Origin of the sequence: Photobacterium sanctipauli (assembly GCF_003026495.1) — a bacterium.
In the GTDB taxonomy this organism is placed as follows: Bacteria; Pseudomonadota; Gammaproteobacteria; order Enterobacterales; family Vibrionaceae; genus Photobacterium; species Photobacterium sanctipauli.
Genome location: NZ_PYMA01000017.1, coordinates 111,869 through 130,292, shown reverse-complemented (window position 1 = coordinate 130,292; position 18,424 = coordinate 111,869). Strand labels below are relative to the sequence as shown.

The following is an 18,424-nucleotide window of genomic DNA, read 5'->3' as shown; positions in this document are numbered from 1 at the left end:
GGTTGTTGGAGACTACGACGTAGATAGGCAGGGTGTGTAAGCGCTGTGAGGCGTTGAGCTAACCTGTACTAATTGCCCGTGAGGCTTAACCATACAACACCCAAGGGGTTTTACGGACTCCACGAACACTTGGATGAGTGTTGAGAACATCAGCTTTCAAGATTGTAAGAATTTTGCTTGGCGACCATAGCGTTATGGACCCACCTGATCCCATGCCGAACTCAGCAGTGAAACGTAATAGCGCCGATGGTAGTGTGGGGCTTCCCCATGTGAGAGTAGGACATCGCCAAGCTTCCAATTTAGATCACCACAGTGACCCTGCGGTGGTTTGAGTGGAGCGGTAGTTCAGTTGGTTAGAATACCGGCCTGTCACGCCGGGGGTCGCGGGTTCGAGTCCCGTCCGCTCCGCCACTTATTAGAAACCTCAGTCGAAAGGCTGAGGTTTTTTGCATTCTACGCGCCCTAAAAGTGCTGCGCACTTTAGTCGCGGCACTGGCCGTGCGCGTTGAGTCCCATCAGCACCACCACTTATTAAGAAGCCTCGTCTATAGACGGGGCTTTTTACATCTGTGAGATATGTTCGCATTACAGGCGAATGAGTCCCGCTCGTGCGCGAGTCCGATAGAACGTCAGCTCGGCCGTTCCGCCACTTATACTAATACTAAGCCCAAGTCTTACGACTTGGGCTTTTTTATGTCTGGTATTGAAGAAACTTCAGATCAGGCCTCCCGATGCTCGACTTATACCAATCTGGAAAACTAACTGTTCAGGTTGAACCAACATTTTCGGATACCCTTTCGCTGCTTACTAAAAACTGGTTCCATGCCATACAAACTTTGCTGACGAGATCGTTATATTCAGTGAAACTTTGATTTGCTAAACAATGGTGTCTTAACAAGTTCCACACTTGCTCTATTGGGTTCATATCAAGGGAGTGGGGAGGGAGCTGGATGATACTGATGTTTTCAAATTCATCCGTAATAACTTCTGTATGCCACTACAAATGTTCTTGGTTTTTCCTGAGGTTCTTCAAGATCTTCTTCGAGGAAAGTATGAACTCATTTGTTTACACTGGTTCTGCTGACTTTAAGAAACTTGGTAATTTGTCTGCGGGAATGCCCTTCTTTGAAATGGGAAAGTGCATTAAGTGGGTAATCTCAATTAGATCGTATCTTTACTTGGGTTGGTTTTACTTACATGAAGTTCGACTTTTATCTTTCTTCAATGAGGAAATGTTGCTGTAGTAACTCAAGTAGACTTTCCCTAAAAGGTTCATGAGCCTTATCACCAAGCAGGTCTGCGATTTCTTGACCTGTTGGCGTGAATCGATAATAGGTCAAGCTGAAGCCTGACTTTGGTGGTGTGAGTTGGTATTGATATTGTTGATAGCGAAGTGAAAGGGCTATATTCGGTTTTAGGGAACCTGATTCTAGCTCTGTGCGGATGAGCAATCCAAGCTCCATCAGTGTCAGTATGTCAGCGTATGGGAGTTGGAAGTAGCCTAGCTTTAATTTTTCTACTTTTGTCGAGAAGAGCAGTGATAATAATGATGGGCTGCGCTTGAGGCTGGTGATGAGTTTTTTACTATGGTCATTACCTATTTGGGTCGCGAGCATGCATGCGCGATGAAATATTTGTGCCTCTTTGTGAGTCATCTTTTTTAATATATTGAGTGTTTTTATCGATATAGATTGGGGTGTGATCAGCTCTTGTTTGAGAAGGCGGCTCCATAGACGCTGCATTGACGTGTTTTGGATCTGTTGAGAGATAGAGATAAATTGATATAGCCAGTCTGGGTCTAGCTCTGACGTTTTCTTTCCTTTGCAGCTTTCATGAGTAAGCTTAAAGATTTTTTCTAAATTATCCTGCTGTTGCTTTTCTGCGATTTCTTGCCGTGCCTTGAAGCGTTGGTGAAGCGTCTCTGGCCCTTGCTTGTTGATGAGGTAGCTGAGTCCATTACCTATCGCTAGATCTTCAAACTGACTACCGCTCTCTTCATCAGGCTTTCTGGAACTCTCTATAGCTGGTTTTGCGGATGTAGACGACAGTGGTGTAACTTTGTGGTCACTCATTATTTGCTCCTTGCTTAGCTTGTATGTTTTAGCAGTGCATGGCTACGTAGGCAATAACGAACGTTGTGCTGGAGAGGTATTCTTTAAAGGAGAAAGCGGCAAAGCTAAGTTGCTGTATGTTTGCCGCTTCCTTTTGCTTATTTACATATCGTCGTATTCTTCAAGCTTGGTACCTTCAAGTAGGTACCCCACCTCAGCTAGATCGTGGCTGACTGCTTGGGTTTTTAAAGTACCTACGATGTATACCACATCCCAAAGTTGTTGGATTGGAGCACCATCGGGAAACTTCACATAAATTATTTGGTTTGGTGGCGGTGGTGGAACATGGATACATGCCCCAAAGTAAGGAACTAACAGGAACTCTGTAATTGCTTTATCATCGCCTTCGAGTGGGATGACAAAACCTGGTATCTTTACCTTACTGCCATTTAGCTCTTCCCTAACCGTTCCGACGAGAGTTTGTTGAGCCGCTTCTCCATCATGGTTAAGAAGGGGCATTTGATTTTGATTAAATTGCTGACGCTCTTTCTCTGGCACCAAATCAATCCAATCTAAGGTTAATACTTCGCTTGCAAAGCTGGATATTGGTAACCAGCAGCATAAGATGAGTAGCCATTTTTTCATTGCGGTTTATACCTTAATTGTCATCCCGTCAGACAGTGAATGTTGGTAGGCTCTGATTGCCGGGACGAGCCCTACAACCATACCTGCTAATTGTACTAGACAAAGTAACATAAGCTCGTGGGATGTTAACGGAGTAATTGAGATTAGCAATCCGAAATGCTCTTGAATGAGCGGCTGAGCGAAGAATAGCATGCTATATAACAGTGTTGTTCCCAGCAGGATGCCGACAGCAGTGAGTGCTGCAGCTTCGCTAGTTAGCAAGAAAAATATATGGCTTGGCTTCGCTCCCATTGCACGTAGAATTGCCATTTCTCGCCGGCGTTCATTTAAGCTGGTTAGTAAGCTTGTGAGCATTCCTAGCAGCCCTGCAATAACAACGAAGCCTGATACTGCCAATAAAGCCTGTTCGGCAATTGACATCATTCCCCATAGCTCATGAAGCGCGATTCCCGGCATAATGGCGCTCAATGGCTCTTTCGGGTAGGTATTGATATATCGTTGTAATGCAAAAGTTTGGATCTTTGAATTAAGCCCTACCATAAATGCAGTAATTTGCTTTGGCTCGAATTGCTGTTGCTTTAGTACCTCGGCAGACGGCGAGGCGCCAAGGTTAGCCCCGCTTTCCCAGCCGACATGGATAGCTTCGATAGCTTCCAGGCTAACGTGGACACTGCTGTCAACAGGAGTGCCTGTTGGAGCAAGGACTCCGACAATTTTAAATGGTAGGTTGTCATGTCTGTTAAATGACTGGTCGCTGATACCATGAGCAATAATGATTTCGTCACCGATCTTATAATTTAGCTTTTTAGCAACTTCTGAGCCGATGACTGTTTCAAATAACGTATTGAATTTATTGCCTTCATTGAATTCCAGAGGTTGTTTTTGGCCATAGCGAAAGTGCTCGAAATAAGCACCGGTAGTGCCAACAACCCTAAAGCCTTTATGTGAATCCCCTAAAGAAATAGGAATAGCCCAGCGGACTGACCGGTGGTTGGCTATTTCTTGGTAACTTTGCCAATCTATATTGTTAGTCGCGTTACCAATGCGAAAGACGGAGTACAGTAATAGGTTTACTTGGCCAGATCGGGAACCGACAATAAGATCTGTGCCTGAAATTGTATTGGCGAAGCTGGATTTAGCCTGGGTTCGCACTCGCTCTACACCAAGCAGCAAGGTGACTGAAATAGCTACGGTGAGCAGTGTCAAAAGGGCTGTGGTCTTTCGGTTGGCCAGGCTTTGTAGCGCCAGTCTGATAATTGCGGTCATTTTCTTTCTCCCGCAGCTAGGTTTAATGAGTTCAATGAGATGCTACGGTCAAAAAGTGATTCGAGTGTTTCGTCATGACTAACAAACAGTAGGGTGATATCAGCGCGTTCACACTCTTCCATTAGCAGCTGGATAAAGGCTTCTCTGTTGTCGTGATCGAGTGCTGAGGTTGGTTCGTCGGCAATGAGTAATTGAGGTGACCCTATCAGTGCTCTAGCTGCTGCGACACGTTGCTGTTGGCCGATACTCAATTCAGTGATAGGTCGTGTAAGACACTCTTCTGGTAGTTGCAGTTGCGATAGAAGGCGGTGGGCCTCAACATGCATTTCCTTGCCAAGTTGTTGACGCCTTTGTTTGGAAAAACGGCAAGGCAGTAGTACGTTGTCAATAACCGAGAGATAAGGTAGCAAGTTGAACATCTGGAAGATGTAGCCGATATTGTCGGCACGGAATTGATCCCGTTGTCTCGACTTTAGTTGGCTAAAAGGCTGCTGCAAAAGCGTAATGTAGCCAGTAGTTGGTTGGGATATGCCGGCAAGAAGACTGAGAAGGCTCGATTTTCCACTCCCACTTGGCCCTTTTAAAAATACCTTTTCCCCTTTTTTTATTATTAATGAGGGAATATTAAGTAAGTCGCGTTGTTGGTTCGGCCACCGAAAAGTTAGACGACTAAGCTCAATTGTTTTCATGTCTTTTCCTTTGAATGGGGAGCTAAGCTCCCCATACCCCTTACATTAGAATTTAAATACCGTGCTGCCAGGCTGTAATTTTCCTGATAGCTGCTCGGCTTCTGTAATGGCATTTATGGTAATGCTTTCTGTTGAAGGGAAGGTGTTAAACCATTGTGCGTCTAGCTGTGAAAGCTTGTCGATATTTTCGCAAGTAAATGCGTATTGCGCATTAAATTCACCATGGCCATCATGATCATGGTCGTGGTCTTTATGATCATCATGCTTATCATGATGGGCGTGGTCATCATGGTCGTGGCCTTCATGATGGTCATGGTTGTCATGGTTGTCATGGTTGTCATGGTGTCCATGGTCATCGTGGCTATCTTTAGTTAGCGTTTCATCAACCATTGCTTGGTCTAACTGGCAGTTGGCTGCTTGAGAAAAGACAAATAGCGATTCGGCATTCTTTAGCTTTTTAATCGCGTCTTCGATGGCGCTTTCTTGCTCTGCGTTTGTGGGTGCATGTTCAAACCCTACAACATCTGCGCCTGGTGCGTTTACTTCAAGTAGCACCTGGTTGCCTTCTTTCGCCATGTTTAGCTCTACCTCACCATGAACATGGGCACCGTGCTGGCGGAAAGTTTCTTCTGCACTAGCCGCTGTGGTTACAAGCGCGGCAGCAACAGCCAAGGATGATAGTGATAGCTTAGTTAGGTTGTTCATTGGGACTCCATATACATAAAAATTCGATACTAAGACTGAAATTAAGCAATGGCGTGCGGAGGGTCTCTTGCATTTTGGGTGAAGATCACTGAATACCAAAAAGGCAAAACTAAGGATATGACAGTGAGAAGGTCAGTCGGAAGTTGAACCAACGGCTGCTCTTCAGGGGAAATGGCTGAATAGATAACATGGCAGGTTGGGCAGTTATCAATATGGTGATGAGGAGACGTTGCCTCGAGTTTGTGCAATACGGTGTGGGGCCCAATGATGACCATTAGACCGATAAAAAGCGAGATAAGGCATAGTTGTTTGCGCTGGAAGTATAGTCTCACTGTGCTTTATAAATGCCATGACCCAAAGTTGTAATAATATAACATTACTGGGGGGCTGGGTCATGGCTTTGTCATGAATTCCAACGCATTAGTTTGGTACGTTATAGACTTTGTTTTACCAGATCTAACGCTTGTTGGATTTCAGCTGCGCTTAGCTTGCCTTCTTTGACAAACAGCACATTCGTCTCTTTATCTAATACGATAATCGCAGAGTTTTCGGCAGTTAGCTCCCAATCAGCGTGAACAGAGCCTGTTGCATCGAGCACCATTGATGACCAAGAAAATTCACGCTTGCTGTCTTCGGCTGAAGATTTTACGAATCCGCCTGTTCCCCACATCGCGTCGCCTTGGTTGATGATCGTTGTGGTCTGGTATTTGTCTGCTGGAAAGCCAGCATCTGTTATTGCGGTCATCAAGTCGGCATTCATTGCTTTAGCTGCACTGCGCCCTGCAATAGCTTGGATAATGCGTACTTTGCCTTTTAGTTGTTCGCTATTCCACGCTTGGTAAACCACTTCGTCGTTTTCGACCAGAATCTCACCTTTATCAGCCACTGTGACCGAAGGGATCGGCTCACCAACTGTAATATTATGTGCCATGGCAAATGTTGGAAATAATGCAGCCAGTAAAGTAATTGCGAGCTTCTTATTCATTGTATTTATTCCATAAATTATTTGAGGTTCCATTATCTTAGATTACGGTTTGCTAACTGGTAAAACCAGTGTCAAAAATTGGGTTCTGTGCCACAGATAGTAAAAAAAACTGCTTTGCAAAATGTTTCTCAAACTGCAACGGCGACGCTCCCAATGTATTGAAAGCAGAGTAGCTAAACTTGGCGAGAAACTTGCTTGGTAAAAAACGCACAATGCATTCTGTAATTGTTCCGGTTGGCACCGGTCTGAAAGAGCATATGGGGGAATGGGTATGCTGAAAATTTTTAAACATTACCGGCCAAATCAAGTTGCTCGATACGTTAAAAGCTACTTTCGGGGAAGGCTCTATATCGTTGGTATTGGTGGTTATGAGTTTGACGGTGGCCGTTTATTGCCACCGAATAGCAAGGATAAGAAGGTACTGATGACTTTAAGCGAAGTTAATCGAGAAATCGAACAACTTGCTGAAGTTATATAGGTTATTTATCCTGAGGGGGCATGCAGATGCCAGTCCCGCCAAGGCCACAATAGCCATTGGGGTTTTTAGCTAAGTACTGCTGATGATAGTCTTCGGCAAAGTAGAAGGTACTTGCTGAAGTAATTTCAGTTGTGATCTCACTGGTACCAAGCACACTTTGATAGCGCTCTTTGGTTTGTTGGGCGTGTAAAGCTTGATTTTCTGTGTGCGTGTAAATAGCTGAACGATATTGGGTCCCCCTGTCGTTTCCTTGGCGCATGCCCTGGGTTGGATCATGATTCTCCCAGAACAAGGTTAATATCTGATCGAGAGAACTGATTTGGGGATCGAAAATCACCCTAACCACTTCAGTGTGGCCTGTTTTACCGCTACAAACTTCCTCATAGGTTGGGTTTGGGGTAAAGCCGCCACAATAGCCAACTGCCGTACTATAAACGCCATGCTGTTTCCAAAAAAGCCTCTCCGCCCCCCAAAAGCAGCCCATTCCAACGATAATTTCTTCCAGACCATCAGGAACCGAGTCGTTAAGCGGTGTACCGTTGACGGCGTGTGGGCCCGAGGGAATGATAGGTGTTGCTCGGCCGATCAAAGCTGTTTCGGCGTTAGGTAGTTCTGTTTTAGTGCTAGACATTTGCGGCATCCCTATAACGTTGTCTTTTTTTCAAAGTAGAGGAAACGGCAGGGAGATTCAACTTCATTGCTTTTTCATGCCAAATTGTTGGCAGTTATGGCTGGCCTTTGTCAAAATTAAGAAATGCTCAAAAGATGAATAACAATCATGCTCTTATTGATGAAGTAAAAAATAAGAATGAATAAAAAAATACTGCGCTACAGCCTTGTCACGCTTGCGTTATCAGCGGCACTGGATGTGTACGCTGAAACGTCATTAGAAATCACCGGTTTAAAGGGAAGCCTCAAAGATAATGTGGAAGCCTATGTTTCAGCGATCCCTGAAGAGGAATACAGTACATCATTGCGTTTTCGTGAGCAGTTAGAGGGCGAGATCCGCAATGGCCTGAAGGCGCTTGGCCGTTATAACCCCGTGATTACTTTTGAAGAAGATGATGACGAGGGTGACAGTAGGTTATTGGTAAAAGTGGATGCTGGCCCAAAGACAGTGATCGCTCGCAGCAATATCCAACTTGCCGGGATGGCCAAAGACGACCCTGATTTTATCTCTTTGGTACGAAATAGCGGCCTTGGCTTGGGCAATACCCTTAACCACGGCAATTATGACTCTCTAAAATCGTCACTGAGTAGCCTTGCGCTGCGTAAAGGCTATTTTGATGCTGAGCTCAAAGTCAGTAAATTGGAGGTTGCCCCTAGCCGTAATGAAGCCTTTATTACTATCGAATTTGCCGCAGGGCAAAGGTACAACTTCGGCCATACCTCATTCAAGGGAAGCCAAATTGAGCTAGATCGCTTGCAATCGTTAGTACCCTATGAAGAAGGCGATCCCTATCTTGCGTCCACTCTCGGCGAGTTTAACCAGCGTTTGTCCAGTGTTGGTTGGTTTTCATCCATCTTTGTTGGGGGGGATGTTCAAAACTTAGAAGGCGACAGTGTGCCTATCAATGTCGTGGTTGAGCCTCAGGTAAGAAACCAAGTGGAAACCGGTATTGGTTATTCAACGGATGTGGGCCTTAACCTTAAGTTAAATTGGCGCAAGCCTTGGTTGAACAGTGCCGGGCATAGCTTGAATGTCAAAACCGAAATATCGGCAATTCAGCCAAAGATTGAGGCGACCTACAAAATCCCTCTCGATGACGTCCTGAATGACTATTACCAAGTGGTTGGCGGGATCCGCTATGTCGATAACCACGATACGGTGAGTACCGAGTATAACCTGGGCTTGGAGCGCCATTGGCGGTTGGAGTCGGGGTGGAAGCGTATTGCTTCGTTGCGCTTACTCTATGAGGACTATAAGCAAGGTAAGCAGGAATCGGGGGTGCTCGCGATGGTACTTCCGGGGATCAGCTATGACAAAACCCGGGTTCGTGGGGGCGCTATGCCGACATGGGGTGACAAGCAGCTGATTGCGATGGAGTTCTCAGACCCAGCCTTAGGATCTGATACCCGTTTAGCGAGGTTCCGAGGGCGCTCTGCTTGGATCAGAAGTTATCAAGAGAATCATCGCGGCTTATTCCGGGTCGATGGCGGCGCCATTATTGCCGATAAGCTAGAAGATATCCCGCCATCCATGCGCTTTTTTGTCGGGGGAGACAATAGTATTCGTGGATATAGCTATGAGTCGATTGCGCCAAGAGATAGTGATGGCGCGCTTCGCGGTGGTCAATACATGCTGACATCTTCCTTAGAATACCAGTACCGGGTTTATGGTGATTGGTGGGGAGCTGTGTTCTACGACTATGGTTCGGCTTGGATTAATGATCCTACTTGGCTAAGTGGCGCCGGTGTTGGTGTGCGCTGGGCATCGCCGGTTGGACCGATCCGACTGGATTTTGCATGGGGGCTTGATAAAGAAAGAGACAAGTTCCAAATCCACTTTATTTTAGGGCCTGAGATATGATTTGGATAAAGCGTATATCGCTCGTGTTATTGGCCTTATTTGTTGTGCTGGTGATTGCGGTAACCGCCTTGCTGTATACACCTGCTGGGATCAAGGTGGCTTTGTGGGGCGCTCAAAAAGCATTGCCAGCCCTATCGGTTGGCGGCAGTTCCGGCAGTTTGCTGACGGGGTTTTCGTTAAATCAAGTTGCCTATGATGATGGCAATATTGTATTAGACGTTAAATCGCTTGGGTTGGTGATTGACGATCAATGTTTGCTTGAACCTGCTGTTTGTATTTCGAGCCTTGCTGTCGATGGTGTCACTTTTTCATTACCGGCGTTACCGGAGAGCAGTGATGAACCCGAAAGTGAAGCAAGTGAGCCAATCACAGAGATCGCGCTACCGTTGCCGATCCGGCTGGAGCAACTGGCTCTTAAGCATATTGATTTAGATATTTTAGGGAATAAGGTTGCGTGGCAACATTTTTCAACCGCTGCAGAGATGGAAGGGAGCGAGCTTACGCTCAAACCTACCGATTGGCAGGGAATAACGCTTGAATTGGCTACTTCAGAAGGGACGCCTGAGCCTGTCGAAGAGACCCCAAAGAGTGATAGCGCTGGAGGTATTGTTTTACCTGAAGTGCTGATCCCGCTATCGGTTGATATACAGAGGTTTACCGTTTCAGGTTTTGAACTGAAGGGGGAAACAGCCCAAGTTGTCAATAAACTGGAGCTTGTGGCAAAAGCATCGGGCCATGATATACAACTATCTCAGCTGATACTGGATGTTCCTCAGGCCAAGCTTGATGCCTCGGGTGAAGTCCGGCTGGCTGAAAACTACCCACTCTCTCTTGATGCGGGGCTAGATATTGCGATGGCACCGCTTGCCGGTCATCAGTTGTCGCTTGAGGCGAGCGGTAGCTTGGCTGAACTGGCGTTGGATGCGAAATTGCAAGGGACGCTGGATGCGGTGTTATCTGGCCAGCTTTCCCCTTTAGAGCCGAGTTTACCTTTTGATTTGGCGTTGAGTAGCCAGCATATCCAATGGCCAATAGATAAAGAGGCTGAGTTTACTTTGGCCGACACTTCAATAGATGCCAAGGGGGAGCTAGAGCGCTTTTCATTCACGGCAAAAAGTAAAATTGACGGTAAGCCGATGCCGGCAGTTGATGCTGATTTAGTCGGTAGCGGAAGCACCACCCATGTTGATTTGAGCCAACTGGTGATTAAAACCTTAGGTGGAGAGATCACCGGGAATGCTAAGGCTAGCTGGAAGGAGTTGGTAAATTGGCAGGGCGTGTTGGCGTTTTCACAGATCCAACCGGGGGTAGAGTGGCCTGATGTTCAAGGTAATGTTAGCGGCAAGATAGAAACATCTGGCGGGTTAACCAAAGCGGGTGGTTGGTATGTCGAGCTACCGATGCTGGATGTTGATGGTACAGTGATGGAGCAGCCTTTGATCCTTGATGGGCAACTAACGGCCAAAGATCCTGCCGGCAAGGGTGATATTGAACTTGATACCCAAGGGCTTTCTGTTCGGCATGGCCCCAACAGCCTAACTGCAGAAGGGCAGTTGGCTAAAAATTGGGATATAGCTGCGACGATACAAGCACCTGACTTGTCTCAATCGGTACCAGGGCTGCGTGGCAATGTCGCAGGTAATGTGGTGTTGAGTGGCAAGATGGCTGAGCCAGATCTGCAGCTTGATTTAGTGGGTCAAGCGCTGGGTTGGCAAGAACTCTTTTCTTTGGAAAGCCTTGAACTGAAAGGGCAGGTTCAACCCGTCCCGGAACTTAATGCTGATATTTCTTTATTGGCCCGCAACGGGCAGGCGGAAGGCGTGCAACTGAAACAGCTTTCGCTACTGTTTAGTGGTACCGAGAAGCAACACCAGCTTGAGCTGGACATGGATGCTGAACCAGTAAGCACTGCCTTGCGATTAACGGGGGCTTTGGATCGTGAGGCTGGCTGGCAAGGTGAGTTGGAACGCGGAGAGGTGGCAACAGAGATTGGCCCTTGGCGCCTTAACCGAGCAACGCCAATTGGCTATAACTTCAAGACCCAACTTGCGAATGTTGCTGCGCACTGTTGGCAACAGAATGATGCCTCATTATGCCTGACCGAAAATCTTGAAGCTGGCGCCTCGGGGCGGGCGAAGGTTGCAGTGAACCAGTTCGACTTTGCTTTAATCGCGCCTTTCCTCCCTGAAGAGTTAGAGTTAACGGGGGAGTTAGGAGCGAACGTGGAGGCGGCTTGGGCGCCGGAGTCTGCACCATATGTCAATGCCAGTGTTAGGCTGCCGCAAGGCTCTGTCAGGCAGCAGCTTGAAGACGATGAGCCTGAATTGAGCTTGGGCTGGGATAGCATCACTTTGAATGCCGAGGTGAAGCAGGATGTACTGAATGCCGACTGGCTGATTGCTGTTAAGGATAATGGCGATATCTCCGGTAAGGCAACAGTGACCCAACTCACTGCTGAGCAACAGTTAAAGGCTGACTTGAAAATTGATCGTTTCATGCTTGGCTTTTTGCAGCCCCTGCTAAGGGATTATCACCAGTTTGATGGGCAGGTTGATGCTAATTTGTCCGTCTCGGGGCCGATAATGCATCCCCAGGTAAACGGGGTATTAAAAGTAGGTAATGTTGAGGCTATCGGCCGTACGGTACCGATTGATATTACTCAGGCGGATATCGCGGCTACCTTCAGTGGTTACCAAGCCCAGCTGCATGGGGATGTGATCACTCCAGATGGAAAGCTGGCATTGAAAGGTAGTGCAGACTGGCGTGATTTGGCTAATTGGCAGAGCCAGTTAAGGGTGAACGGACGAGAGCTAGAGGTGAGTGTACCGCCAATGGTTGCGTTGAAGGTGTCCCCGGACTTGACCATCAAGGCATCCCCGAAAATGGCAGAGATCACCGGTAAGGTCGGTATTCCCTGGGGGAGAATAAAGGTGGATCAGCTACCTGAGTCTGCTGTCTCTGTTTCAAGTGATGAAATCTTGCTGAGCGATGATCTGCAGCCGATAGAGCAAGAGCCGATAGTCCCATTCACGGTGAGGACTAACATCATGATTAATGTCGGTAATGATGTCCAGCTTTCAGCCTTTGGCTTGAAGTCTGGTTTGGTGGGTGACTTAAATGTCCGCCAGAACAATAAAGGGCCATTGGTCTATGGTGAGATAAACCTACGTGACGGTACCTACCGCTCCTTTGCTCAAGAGCTCGTGATCCGCAAGGGGCAGATTTTGTTTAACGGCCCGGCAGATCAACCGTATTTATCGATAGAGGCGATACGTGACCCTGACAATATTGAAGATGACGTTATAGCCGGTATTCGGGTGACGGGGCCGGCGGATGAGCCGAAGGTGGATATCTTCTCGGATCCGGCCATGCCGCAGCAAAATGCGCTGTCTTACATCCTGCGCGGCAAGGATCTGGACAGTGAGTCAAGTGATAGTGGCGACGCAATGACAACAGCACTGATCAGCATGGGACTCGCCCAGAGTGGCCAGCTGGTCGGCAATGTCGGTGAAGCTTTCGGTGTACAGGACTTGTCGTTGGATACTGCTGGTTCTGGGGATGATACCCAAGTGACTATCAGCGGTTATATCGCGCCAGGCCTGCAGGTGAAATACGGGGTGGGGATATTCAACTCGATCCCTGAATTCACGGTTCGTTACCGCCTGATGAAAGATCTGTATGTGGAAGTGGTGTCGGGGCTAGATAGTGCGGTTGACTTACTTTACCAATTTGAATTTAACTAATTAGTATTGCAGTTGCTAATCGGCCTATGGTCAGCGAATGATCATAGGCCGGTTTTTTATGGAGGTAGCTTGGGCGATGGATAAAGTTTTCGTGTACGGCACTTTGCGCAAGGGGGAGAGCAATCACCATTTATTGCAGCAGGCTCTATATTTGGGGCAATGCCAAATTCAAGGAAGATACCAGCTCTTTAACCTTGGCTATTACCCCGCACTGGTGGATGCCGAGCATAACCGTAGGATTGCGGGTGAAGTCTATCAAGTCTCGGCTCAGGAATTAGCCCAGCTCGATATTTTGGAAGAGTACCCGTCACTTTACCGCAGGGAGCCGGTGGAGACGCAGCATGGCCGGGCATGGGTGTATTTATACAACCACAATGTGGATAGCTTTCCGTTGATTGAAGATGGGGATTGGTGCCATCGAAGCTGACCATTTTCTCGTCGGCTATTTTTTTGCCGGAAGCGCCTCTAGTAGTGCTTCGTAGCTTTCACCATTGTATACATTGCTATAGCCCTGTTTTAGAACAGCTTGCTCGGCAATGGCAGAGCGTCTGCCCGAACGGCAGTAGAGGAAGATAGCCTGGCTTTTATCTTCAGCGATATTGGTGAGGCGCTCTATCTGATCGTAGGGAATATTAATGGCATTGGGAAGGTGGCCAGCAAGAAACTCGTCATTGGTGCGTACATCAATGATAAGCGGCTTTCCATGCTGTGAGGCTTGGTGGTGTTGCCAAAACTGCTCTGGCGTCACGACCTCTGCATGAGAGAGCCCTGAAAGCAGTATCAGCGCTAAGATCACTAGTGGGCGACGGCACTGTAGCATGTCTATCTCTTCTCTAGGCTATTTTCATTGAAGTTGGGGCGCGGGTTATTTGCGCCCCTTGTCACTTACTTGCTTTCTTGTGCTCGCTTGAATGATTCTAGGATCTCTTCTTTTGCCGCCTCGGCATTTGCCCAGCCATCGACCTTTACCCACTTGCCAGCTTCAAGCTCTTTGTATCGCTCGAAGAAATGGGTGATTTGGGCTTTTAGTAATTCTGGTAGGTCGTCAACATCATTGATGTGATCATACTCTTTGCTGAGTTTGGTATGAGGTACGGCAACGACTTTCGCATCTTCGCCAGATTCGTCGGTCATCTTTAGCACGCCAACAGGACGGCAACGGATCACTGAACCAGGAACGAGTGGGTGCGGGGTTGGTACCAGTACATCCACCGGATCGCCGTCTAGCGATAGGGTGTGGTTAACGTAGCCGTAGTTGCACGGGTAGAACATAGGTGTAGACATGAAGCGGTCGACAAATACGGCACCGGTATCTTTATCAACTTCGTACTTGATAGGATCGGCATTGGCCGGGATCTCAATAACCACATAGATATCTTCTGGGATGTCCTTTCCTGCAGGTACCTGATTAAGGCTCATGTTCTCTTCCTTTTGTTAAGTTAACTAATTGTTGGTGATGTTGAAATTATAATAGCAACATCGTCAATTCCTTGTCTAATTGCAACATTTAGCGAGGGGGCAAATATCGGCTGAGTTGGCATTTACAGTGAGGCAATAAAGAAACAGGCTGCAAATGCAGCCTGTAAATGACGCTAGTCTTGGTCTGGGAATTCCTTTAGGAACTCTTCAACCTTATTGACCATCTTGGTCGAACCGACAAAGAATGGCACGCGCTGGTGGAGCTCGGTAGGTTTGATATCCATGATGCGCTGGGCACCATCGGAAGCCACACCACCTGCCTGCTCCATAATGAAGGCCATTGGATTGCACTCGTACAGCAAACGTAGCTTACCGTTAGGGTAAGTCGCGGTGCTTGGGTAGAGGTAGATCCCGCCTTTCAATAGGTTGCGGTGGAAGTCAGATACCAGCGAACCAATGTAGCGAGACGTGTAGGGACGGCTATCCTCTGGTACATTTTCTTGGCAATACTTGATGTACTTCTTCACACCCATCGGGAAGCGGATGTAGTTGCCTTCGTTGATTGAGTAAATCTTACCATCCTGAGGGATGGTCATGTTCTCATGGGAAAGGCAGAACACACCCAGTGAAGGGTCGTAGGTGAAACCATGAACACCATTACCGGTAGTGTAAACCAGCATGGTTGACGAGCCGTAAATGATATAGCCTGCTGCAACCTGCTTGTTACCAGGTTGCAGGAAGTCTTCTTCGGTCGCTGGCGTGCCAACTGGCGATACTCGCTGGTAGATGGAGAAAATAGTACCGACGGAAACGTTTACGTCGATGTTCGAAGAACCATCAAGTGGATCCATCAATACAACGTACTTCGAGTTGCGGTTAAGCTCTTTGTTGAAGGCAACGGCTTCGTCTTCTTCTTCGCTGGCTACGCCACAAACTTGGTCGCGGGCTTCTAGGGCTGCTTTGAATTTTTCGTTGGCGTACACATCGAGCTTTTGCTGTTCCTCACCCTGAATATTCTCACCACCGATCGAGCCGGTAATATCAACTAAGCCTGCTTTGTTGATTTCACGGTTGACGATTTTAGCTGCAAGCTTTATCGAGCCTAGCAGTGAAGAAAGTTCGCCGCTGGCATGGGGGAAGTCAGTCTGTTTCTCGACAATGAACTCACCAAGGGTTCTAATATCGGACATATACAATCCTTGCATCAAGTTGTCATTGGGGCAGTTAAGTCAGGTACAATGTCTCTAACGGACAATTTATATACCCATGTCGGCTTTTCGCCTATGTTATAGAGTGTGGTCTATTTGTGTATAAAGAATTGTATATAAAGATCTTTTTTATGGTACTGAAGTAACGCATTTGCGTGATTTATTTATGACATCTCCAATGGGCTGACAGTTATGCACATCCATATTCTCGGTATTTGCGGCACATTTATGGGCGGCGCAGCAATTCTAGCGCGTCAGCTTGGGCATAAAGTGACCGGATGCGATGCCAATGTATACCCGCCAATGAGTACTCTGCTTGAATCGCAAGGTATTGAAATAATTCAAGGTTATGACCCGTCTCAGCTAAAGCCTGCACCCGATCTCGTGGTTGTGGGTAATGCCATGAGCCGTGGCAACCCGTGTGTTGAGTATGTACTCAACAATAACCTACGCTATACCTCGGGCCCGCAGTGGTTGCAGGAAATTTTGTTGCATGACCGTTGGGTGCTGGCGGTATCTGGTACCCATGGCAAGACAACAACGGCAAGTATGTTGGCTTGGATCCTTGAGGATTGTGGCTATCAGCCCGGCTTTTTGGTTGGCGGGGTACTGGGAAACTTCGGTGTTTCTGCACGTTTAGGCGAAAGTATGTTCTTTGTCGTTGAAGCGGACGAATACGATAGTGCTTTTTTCGATAAGCGTTCTAAGTTTGTTCATTATCGACCACGCACGCTGATAATGAACAACCTGGAGTTCGATCACGCAGATATTTTTGATGATTTGAAAGCGATCCAGCGCCAATTCCACCATTTAGTGCGTACTGTTCCTGGCAATGGGCGTATTTTTGCACCTAAAGGCGTGCAAGCCATTGACGAGACACTCGATATGGGGTGCTGGAGTGAGCTTGAATACAGCGGTGACGACGGTGATTGGCAGGCGAAGAAGCGAGATCAAGCTGGTAGCCACTTTGATGTCTACTTTGAAAGTAACAAAGTTGGGCAGGTTAATTGGTCGTTGATCGGTGAGCATAACGTACAGAATGCACTGATGGCCATTGCCGCCGCGCGCCATGTTGGGGTAACCCCGGACTTGGCCTGTGAAGCCTTGGCTAAATTTGTTAATACCAAGCGCCGTCTTGAGCTCAAAGGCGAGCAAAACGGAGTTCAGGTTTATGATGACTTTGCCCACCACCCGACGGCCGTTGAACTGACCCTAGAAGGGTTGCGGGCAAAGGTGGGTGAGCAGCGCATTCTTGCGGTGCTTGAGCCTCGTTCTAACACCATGAAGTTGGGTGTGCATAAGCTGGATTTGGCACCTGCCCTTGCTGCGGCAGATGAGGTTTATCTTTTCCAGCCTGATACTATTCCGTGGTCGGTGGAAGAAATTGCAGATCATTGCCAACAACCCGCCTACACTGATGCCGATCTTGATTCACTGGTGGCAAAAATTGTTGCGTCGGCACGTCCCGGCGACAATATTTTGGTGATGAGCAATGGTGGCTTTGGTGGGATCCACAATAAGTTATTGGCCGCGCTTTCTGATGAGAGCGAGAAGTAATATGCAGGATAAGCGGATCACACTGGCCTGGACTGGGGCATCGGGTGCGCCATACGGTTTGCGTTTGCTGGAGTGCCTTCTGGCCGCGGACTACCATGTTTATCTTTTGATTTCCTCTGCGGCGCGGGTGGTATTGGCAACCGAGCACGGTTTGAAGCTACCGGCAGGCCCTGATGCTGCCAAGCTTGCACTGTGTAAGCACCTCAATTGCCAGACTGACAAATTGGAGGTCTGCGGCAAAGAGGATTGGTTTTCGCCTGTTGCTTCAGGCTCTGCAGCCCCGAAGACCATGGTGGTTTGCCCATGCTCGGCAGGCACCTTGGCGTCGGTTGCCCATGGCTTGTCGGATAACCTGCTTGAGCGGGCTGCCGATGTTGTGATGAAAGAGCGCGGGCAATTACTGATGGTGGTACGCGAGACACCATTCTCGACCTTGCATCTGGAGAATATGTTGAAGCTATCCCAGATGGGGGTAACCATTATGCCTGCTGCCCCTGGCTTTTATCACCAACCTCAGAGCATTGAAGACTTGGTGGATTTTATGGTGGCACGTATTTTGGACCACCTTGGCGTTGAGCAAGGCTTGGTGCCGCGTTGGGGGTACGATCACCGTTAATTAACTGAGCGTGAAAGAATAGCCTAAAAAAACAGCCCGCATATTGCGGGCTGCTTGGTTATTCGTGAAGGTGAGCTTGGGGTTTGAGCACAAGGACATTGATAGGGGAGTTTTCAACAACCTTGGCCGCAACCGAGCCGAGCATTACCTTGTCTATCTTGGAGCGCTTGTGGCTTGGCATGATGATTAGATCTGCACCGACACGCTCGGCGTGGTCGAGGATCGTCGTCCATGTTTTGCCTTCAGACACATACTGGTGGTGCACGACTTCTGCAGGAATGTAGTCTTCAGCAAAGGCTTTAAGTTGCTTTTGCGCATCCTGCATCATTTTGCGGGCTGCATCTTTGGGGAAGTAGCTGGAAACCATTGCCATATGGATCCCCGGCAGTACGTTCAGCAAGTGGATGGTGGCATTGGAATGTTTGGCGTGCCACACCGCAAGCTCAACGGCCTTGTCTGCGAATCCTTGTTCGTTCAGATCGACAGGAACCAAAATTTGTTTATACATAAGGTATCTCTTAACTAAAAGGGA

Annotated in this window: 18 protein-coding genes, 1 tRNA gene and 2 rRNA genes; 9 read left to right on the top strand and 12 right to left on the bottom strand. The window is 47.8% G+C overall.

Translation table 11 applies throughout. From position 1 onward, the window contains the following. The 3 genes from C9I98_RS21335 to C9I98_RS21325 form a co-directional block, all read left to right on the top strand. A 23S ribosomal RNA gene (locus C9I98_RS21335) occupies positions 1-93 on the top strand; the annotation flags it as partial. Positions 94-176: 83 nt separating this feature from the next. Beyond that, positions 177-292, top strand: a 5S ribosomal RNA gene (rrf, locus tag C9I98_RS21330). A 42-nt stretch (positions 293-334) separates the two neighbouring features. After that, positions 335-411, top strand: a tRNA-Asp gene (locus C9I98_RS21325). Between the two features lie 355 nt (positions 412-766). On the opposite strand, the gene C9I98_RS27160 is transcribed toward C9I98_RS21325, so the two are convergent. The 7 genes from C9I98_RS27160 to C9I98_RS21290 all read right to left on the bottom strand — a co-directional run bounded on the left by C9I98_RS27160 (position 767) and on the right by C9I98_RS21290 (position 6,341). Then, positions 767-982 (bottom strand): transposase, encoded by a 216-nt coding sequence (locus C9I98_RS27160; RefSeq protein WP_107272461.1) that lies wholly within the window; start codon positions 980-982, stop codon positions 767-769. Positions 983-1,211: 229 nt separating this feature from the next. After that, positions 1,212-2,072: a TIGR03899 family protein gene (locus C9I98_RS21315; RefSeq protein ID WP_051902686.1), complete on the bottom strand. Its 861-nt coding sequence runs from the start codon at positions 2,070-2,072 to the stop codon at positions 1,212-1,214. Positions 2,073-2,213: 141 nt separating this feature from the next. Then, positions 2,214-2,696: a DUF3299 domain-containing protein gene (locus tag C9I98_RS21310; protein ID WP_036831612.1), complete on the bottom strand. Its 483-nt coding sequence runs from the start codon at positions 2,694-2,696 to the stop codon at positions 2,214-2,216. Between the two features lie 6 nt (positions 2,697-2,702). Then, on the bottom strand, positions 2,703-3,962 hold the full coding sequence (locus C9I98_RS21305; RefSeq protein ID WP_036831609.1) for an ABC transporter permease: 1,260 nt from the start codon (positions 3,960-3,962) through the stop codon (positions 2,703-2,705). After that, the gene (locus C9I98_RS21300) at positions 3,959-4,651 is read right to left on the bottom strand and encodes an ATP-binding cassette domain-containing protein (protein WP_036831607.1); all 693 of its coding nucleotides are present in this window, start codon (positions 4,649-4,651) and stop codon (positions 3,959-3,961) included. Before C9I98_RS21300 ends, C9I98_RS21305 begins: the two co-directional genes overlap by 4 nt. A gap of 45 nt (positions 4,652-4,696) precedes the next feature. After that, on the bottom strand, positions 4,697-5,356 hold the full coding sequence (zrgA, locus tag C9I98_RS21295; RefSeq protein WP_036831604.1) for a zinc uptake protein ZrgA: 660 nt from the start codon (positions 5,354-5,356) through the stop codon (positions 4,697-4,699). Between the two features lie 433 nt (positions 5,357-5,789). Further along, complete coding sequence (locus C9I98_RS21290) at positions 5,790-6,341, bottom strand: YtfJ family protein (protein ID WP_036831601.1); 552 nt, start codon at positions 6,339-6,341, stop codon at positions 5,790-5,792. Between the two features lie 271 nt (positions 6,342-6,612). Between C9I98_RS21290 and C9I98_RS21285 the strand changes: the two genes are divergently transcribed. Further along, a complete protein-coding gene (locus C9I98_RS21285; protein ID WP_036831614.1) occupies positions 6,613-6,819 on the top strand; it encodes a DUF1107 domain-containing protein in 207 nt (68 codons plus the stop codon). A gap of 1 nt (position 6,820) precedes the next feature. Here C9I98_RS21285 and msrA read toward each other — a convergent pair whose 3' ends face one another. Then, the gene (gene msrA / locus C9I98_RS21280) at positions 6,821-7,450 is read right to left on the bottom strand and encodes a peptide-methionine (S)-S-oxide reductase MsrA (protein ID WP_036831598.1); all 630 of its coding nucleotides are present in this window, start codon (positions 7,448-7,450) and stop codon (positions 6,821-6,823) included. 177 nt (positions 7,451-7,627) lie between these two features. On the opposite strand from msrA, the gene tamA reads away from it, so the two are divergent. The 3 genes from tamA (at position 7,628) to C9I98_RS21265 (ending at position 13,519) form a co-directional block, all read left to right on the top strand. Further along, positions 7,628-9,349, top strand: a complete 1,722-nt coding sequence (gene tamA, locus C9I98_RS21275; RefSeq protein ID WP_107272460.1) for an autotransporter assembly complex protein TamA — start codon at positions 7,628-7,630, stop codon at positions 9,347-9,349. Further along, positions 9,346-13,092 carry an autotransporter assembly complex protein TamB gene (gene tamB, locus C9I98_RS21270; protein WP_107272459.1) on the top strand — a complete coding sequence of 1,249 codons (3,747 nt, stop codon included), beginning with the start codon at positions 9,346-9,348 and terminating at the stop codon, positions 13,090-13,092. The genes tamA and tamB overlap by 4 nt, the downstream gene beginning before the upstream one ends. Before the next feature lie 76 nt (positions 13,093-13,168). Then, a complete protein-coding gene (locus C9I98_RS21265) occupies positions 13,169-13,519 on the top strand; it encodes a gamma-glutamylcyclotransferase family protein (RefSeq protein WP_036828983.1) in 351 nt (116 codons plus the stop codon). 15 nt (positions 13,520-13,534) lie between these two features. On the opposite strand, the gene C9I98_RS21260 is transcribed toward C9I98_RS21265, so the two are convergent. The 3 genes from C9I98_RS21260 to fbp form a co-directional block, all read right to left on the bottom strand. After that, positions 13,535-13,912 (bottom strand): rhodanese-like domain-containing protein, encoded by a 378-nt coding sequence (locus tag C9I98_RS21260; RefSeq protein WP_107272458.1) that lies wholly within the window; start codon positions 13,910-13,912, stop codon positions 13,535-13,537. Positions 13,913-13,977: 65 nt separating this feature from the next. Then, positions 13,978-14,511, bottom strand: a complete 534-nt coding sequence (gene ppa / locus C9I98_RS21255) for an inorganic diphosphatase (protein ID WP_036827516.1) — start codon at positions 14,509-14,511, stop codon at positions 13,978-13,980. A 173-nt stretch (positions 14,512-14,684) separates the two neighbouring features. Further along, the gene (gene fbp, locus C9I98_RS21250) at positions 14,685-15,701 is read right to left on the bottom strand and encodes a class 1 fructose-bisphosphatase (protein ID WP_036827513.1); all 1,017 of its coding nucleotides are present in this window, start codon (positions 15,699-15,701) and stop codon (positions 14,685-14,687) included. A 210-nt stretch (positions 15,702-15,911) separates the two neighbouring features. Between fbp and mpl the strand changes: the two genes are divergently transcribed. Next, positions 15,912-17,276 (top strand): UDP-N-acetylmuramate:L-alanyl-gamma-D-glutamyl-meso-diaminopimelate ligase, encoded by a 1,365-nt coding sequence (mpl, locus tag C9I98_RS21245; protein WP_036819279.1) that lies wholly within the window; start codon positions 15,912-15,914, stop codon positions 17,274-17,276. Position 17,277: 1 nt separating this feature from the next. Further along, positions 17,278-17,892, top strand: coding sequence for a flavin prenyltransferase UbiX (locus C9I98_RS21240; protein WP_036819278.1), 615 nt, complete (start codon positions 17,278-17,280; stop codon positions 17,890-17,892). Positions 17,893-17,950: 58 nt separating this feature from the next. Here C9I98_RS21240 and C9I98_RS21235 read toward each other — a convergent pair whose 3' ends face one another. Continuing rightward, positions 17,951-18,400, bottom strand: a complete 450-nt coding sequence (locus C9I98_RS21235) for a universal stress protein (protein ID WP_036819277.1) — start codon at positions 18,398-18,400, stop codon at positions 17,951-17,953. Positions 18,401-18,424: the final 24 nt, after the last annotated feature.

Bases quoted from the DNA above. Each gene is read 5' to 3' on its own strand.
- C9I98_RS21315 (WP_051902686.1), bottom strand. From the start codon at position 2,072: ATGAGTGACCACAAAGTTACACCACTGTCGTCTACATCCGCAAAACCA.
- C9I98_RS21310 (WP_036831612.1), bottom strand. From the start codon at position 2,696: ATGAAAAAATGGCTACTCATCTTATGCTGCTGGTTACCAATATCCAGC.
- C9I98_RS21305 (WP_036831609.1), bottom strand. From the start codon at position 3,962: ATGACCGCAATTATCAGACTGGCGCTACAAAGCCTGGCCAACCGAAAG.
- C9I98_RS21300 (WP_036831607.1), bottom strand. From the start codon at position 4,651: ATGAAAACAATTGAGCTTAGTCGTCTAACTTTTCGGTGGCCGAACCAA.
- zrgA (WP_036831604.1), bottom strand. From the start codon at position 5,356: ATGAACAACCTAACTAAGCTATCACTATCATCCTTGGCTGTTGCTGCC.
- C9I98_RS21290 (WP_036831601.1), bottom strand. From the start codon at position 6,341: ATGAATAAGAAGCTCGCAATTACTTTACTGGCTGCATTATTTCCAACA.
- C9I98_RS21285 (WP_036831614.1), top strand. From the start codon at position 6,613: ATGCTGAAAATTTTTAAACATTACCGGCCAAATCAAGTTGCTCGATAC.
- msrA (WP_036831598.1), bottom strand. From the start codon at position 7,450: ATGTCTAGCACTAAAACAGAACTACCTAACGCCGAAACAGCTTTGATC.
- tamA (WP_107272460.1), top strand. From the start codon at position 7,628: ATGAATAAAAAAATACTGCGCTACAGCCTTGTCACGCTTGCGTTATCA.
- tamB (WP_107272459.1), top strand. From the start codon at position 9,346: ATGATTTGGATAAAGCGTATATCGCTCGTGTTATTGGCCTTATTTGTT.
- C9I98_RS21265 (WP_036828983.1), top strand. From the start codon at position 13,169: ATGGATAAAGTTTTCGTGTACGGCACTTTGCGCAAGGGGGAGAGCAAT.
- C9I98_RS21260 (WP_107272458.1), bottom strand. From the start codon at position 13,912: ATGCTACAGTGCCGTCGCCCACTAGTGATCTTAGCGCTGATACTGCTT.
- ppa (WP_036827516.1), bottom strand. From the start codon at position 14,511: ATGAGCCTTAATCAGGTACCTGCAGGAAAGGACATCCCAGAAGATATC.
- fbp (WP_036827513.1), bottom strand. From the start codon at position 15,701: ATGTCCGATATTAGAACCCTTGGTGAGTTCATTGTCGAGAAACAGACT.
- mpl (WP_036819279.1), top strand. From the start codon at position 15,912: ATGCACATCCATATTCTCGGTATTTGCGGCACATTTATGGGCGGCGCA.
- C9I98_RS21240 (WP_036819278.1), top strand. From the start codon at position 17,278: ATGCAGGATAAGCGGATCACACTGGCCTGGACTGGGGCATCGGGTGCG.
- C9I98_RS21235 (WP_036819277.1), bottom strand. From the start codon at position 18,400: ATGTATAAACAAATTTTGGTTCCTGTCGATCTGAACGAACAAGGATTC.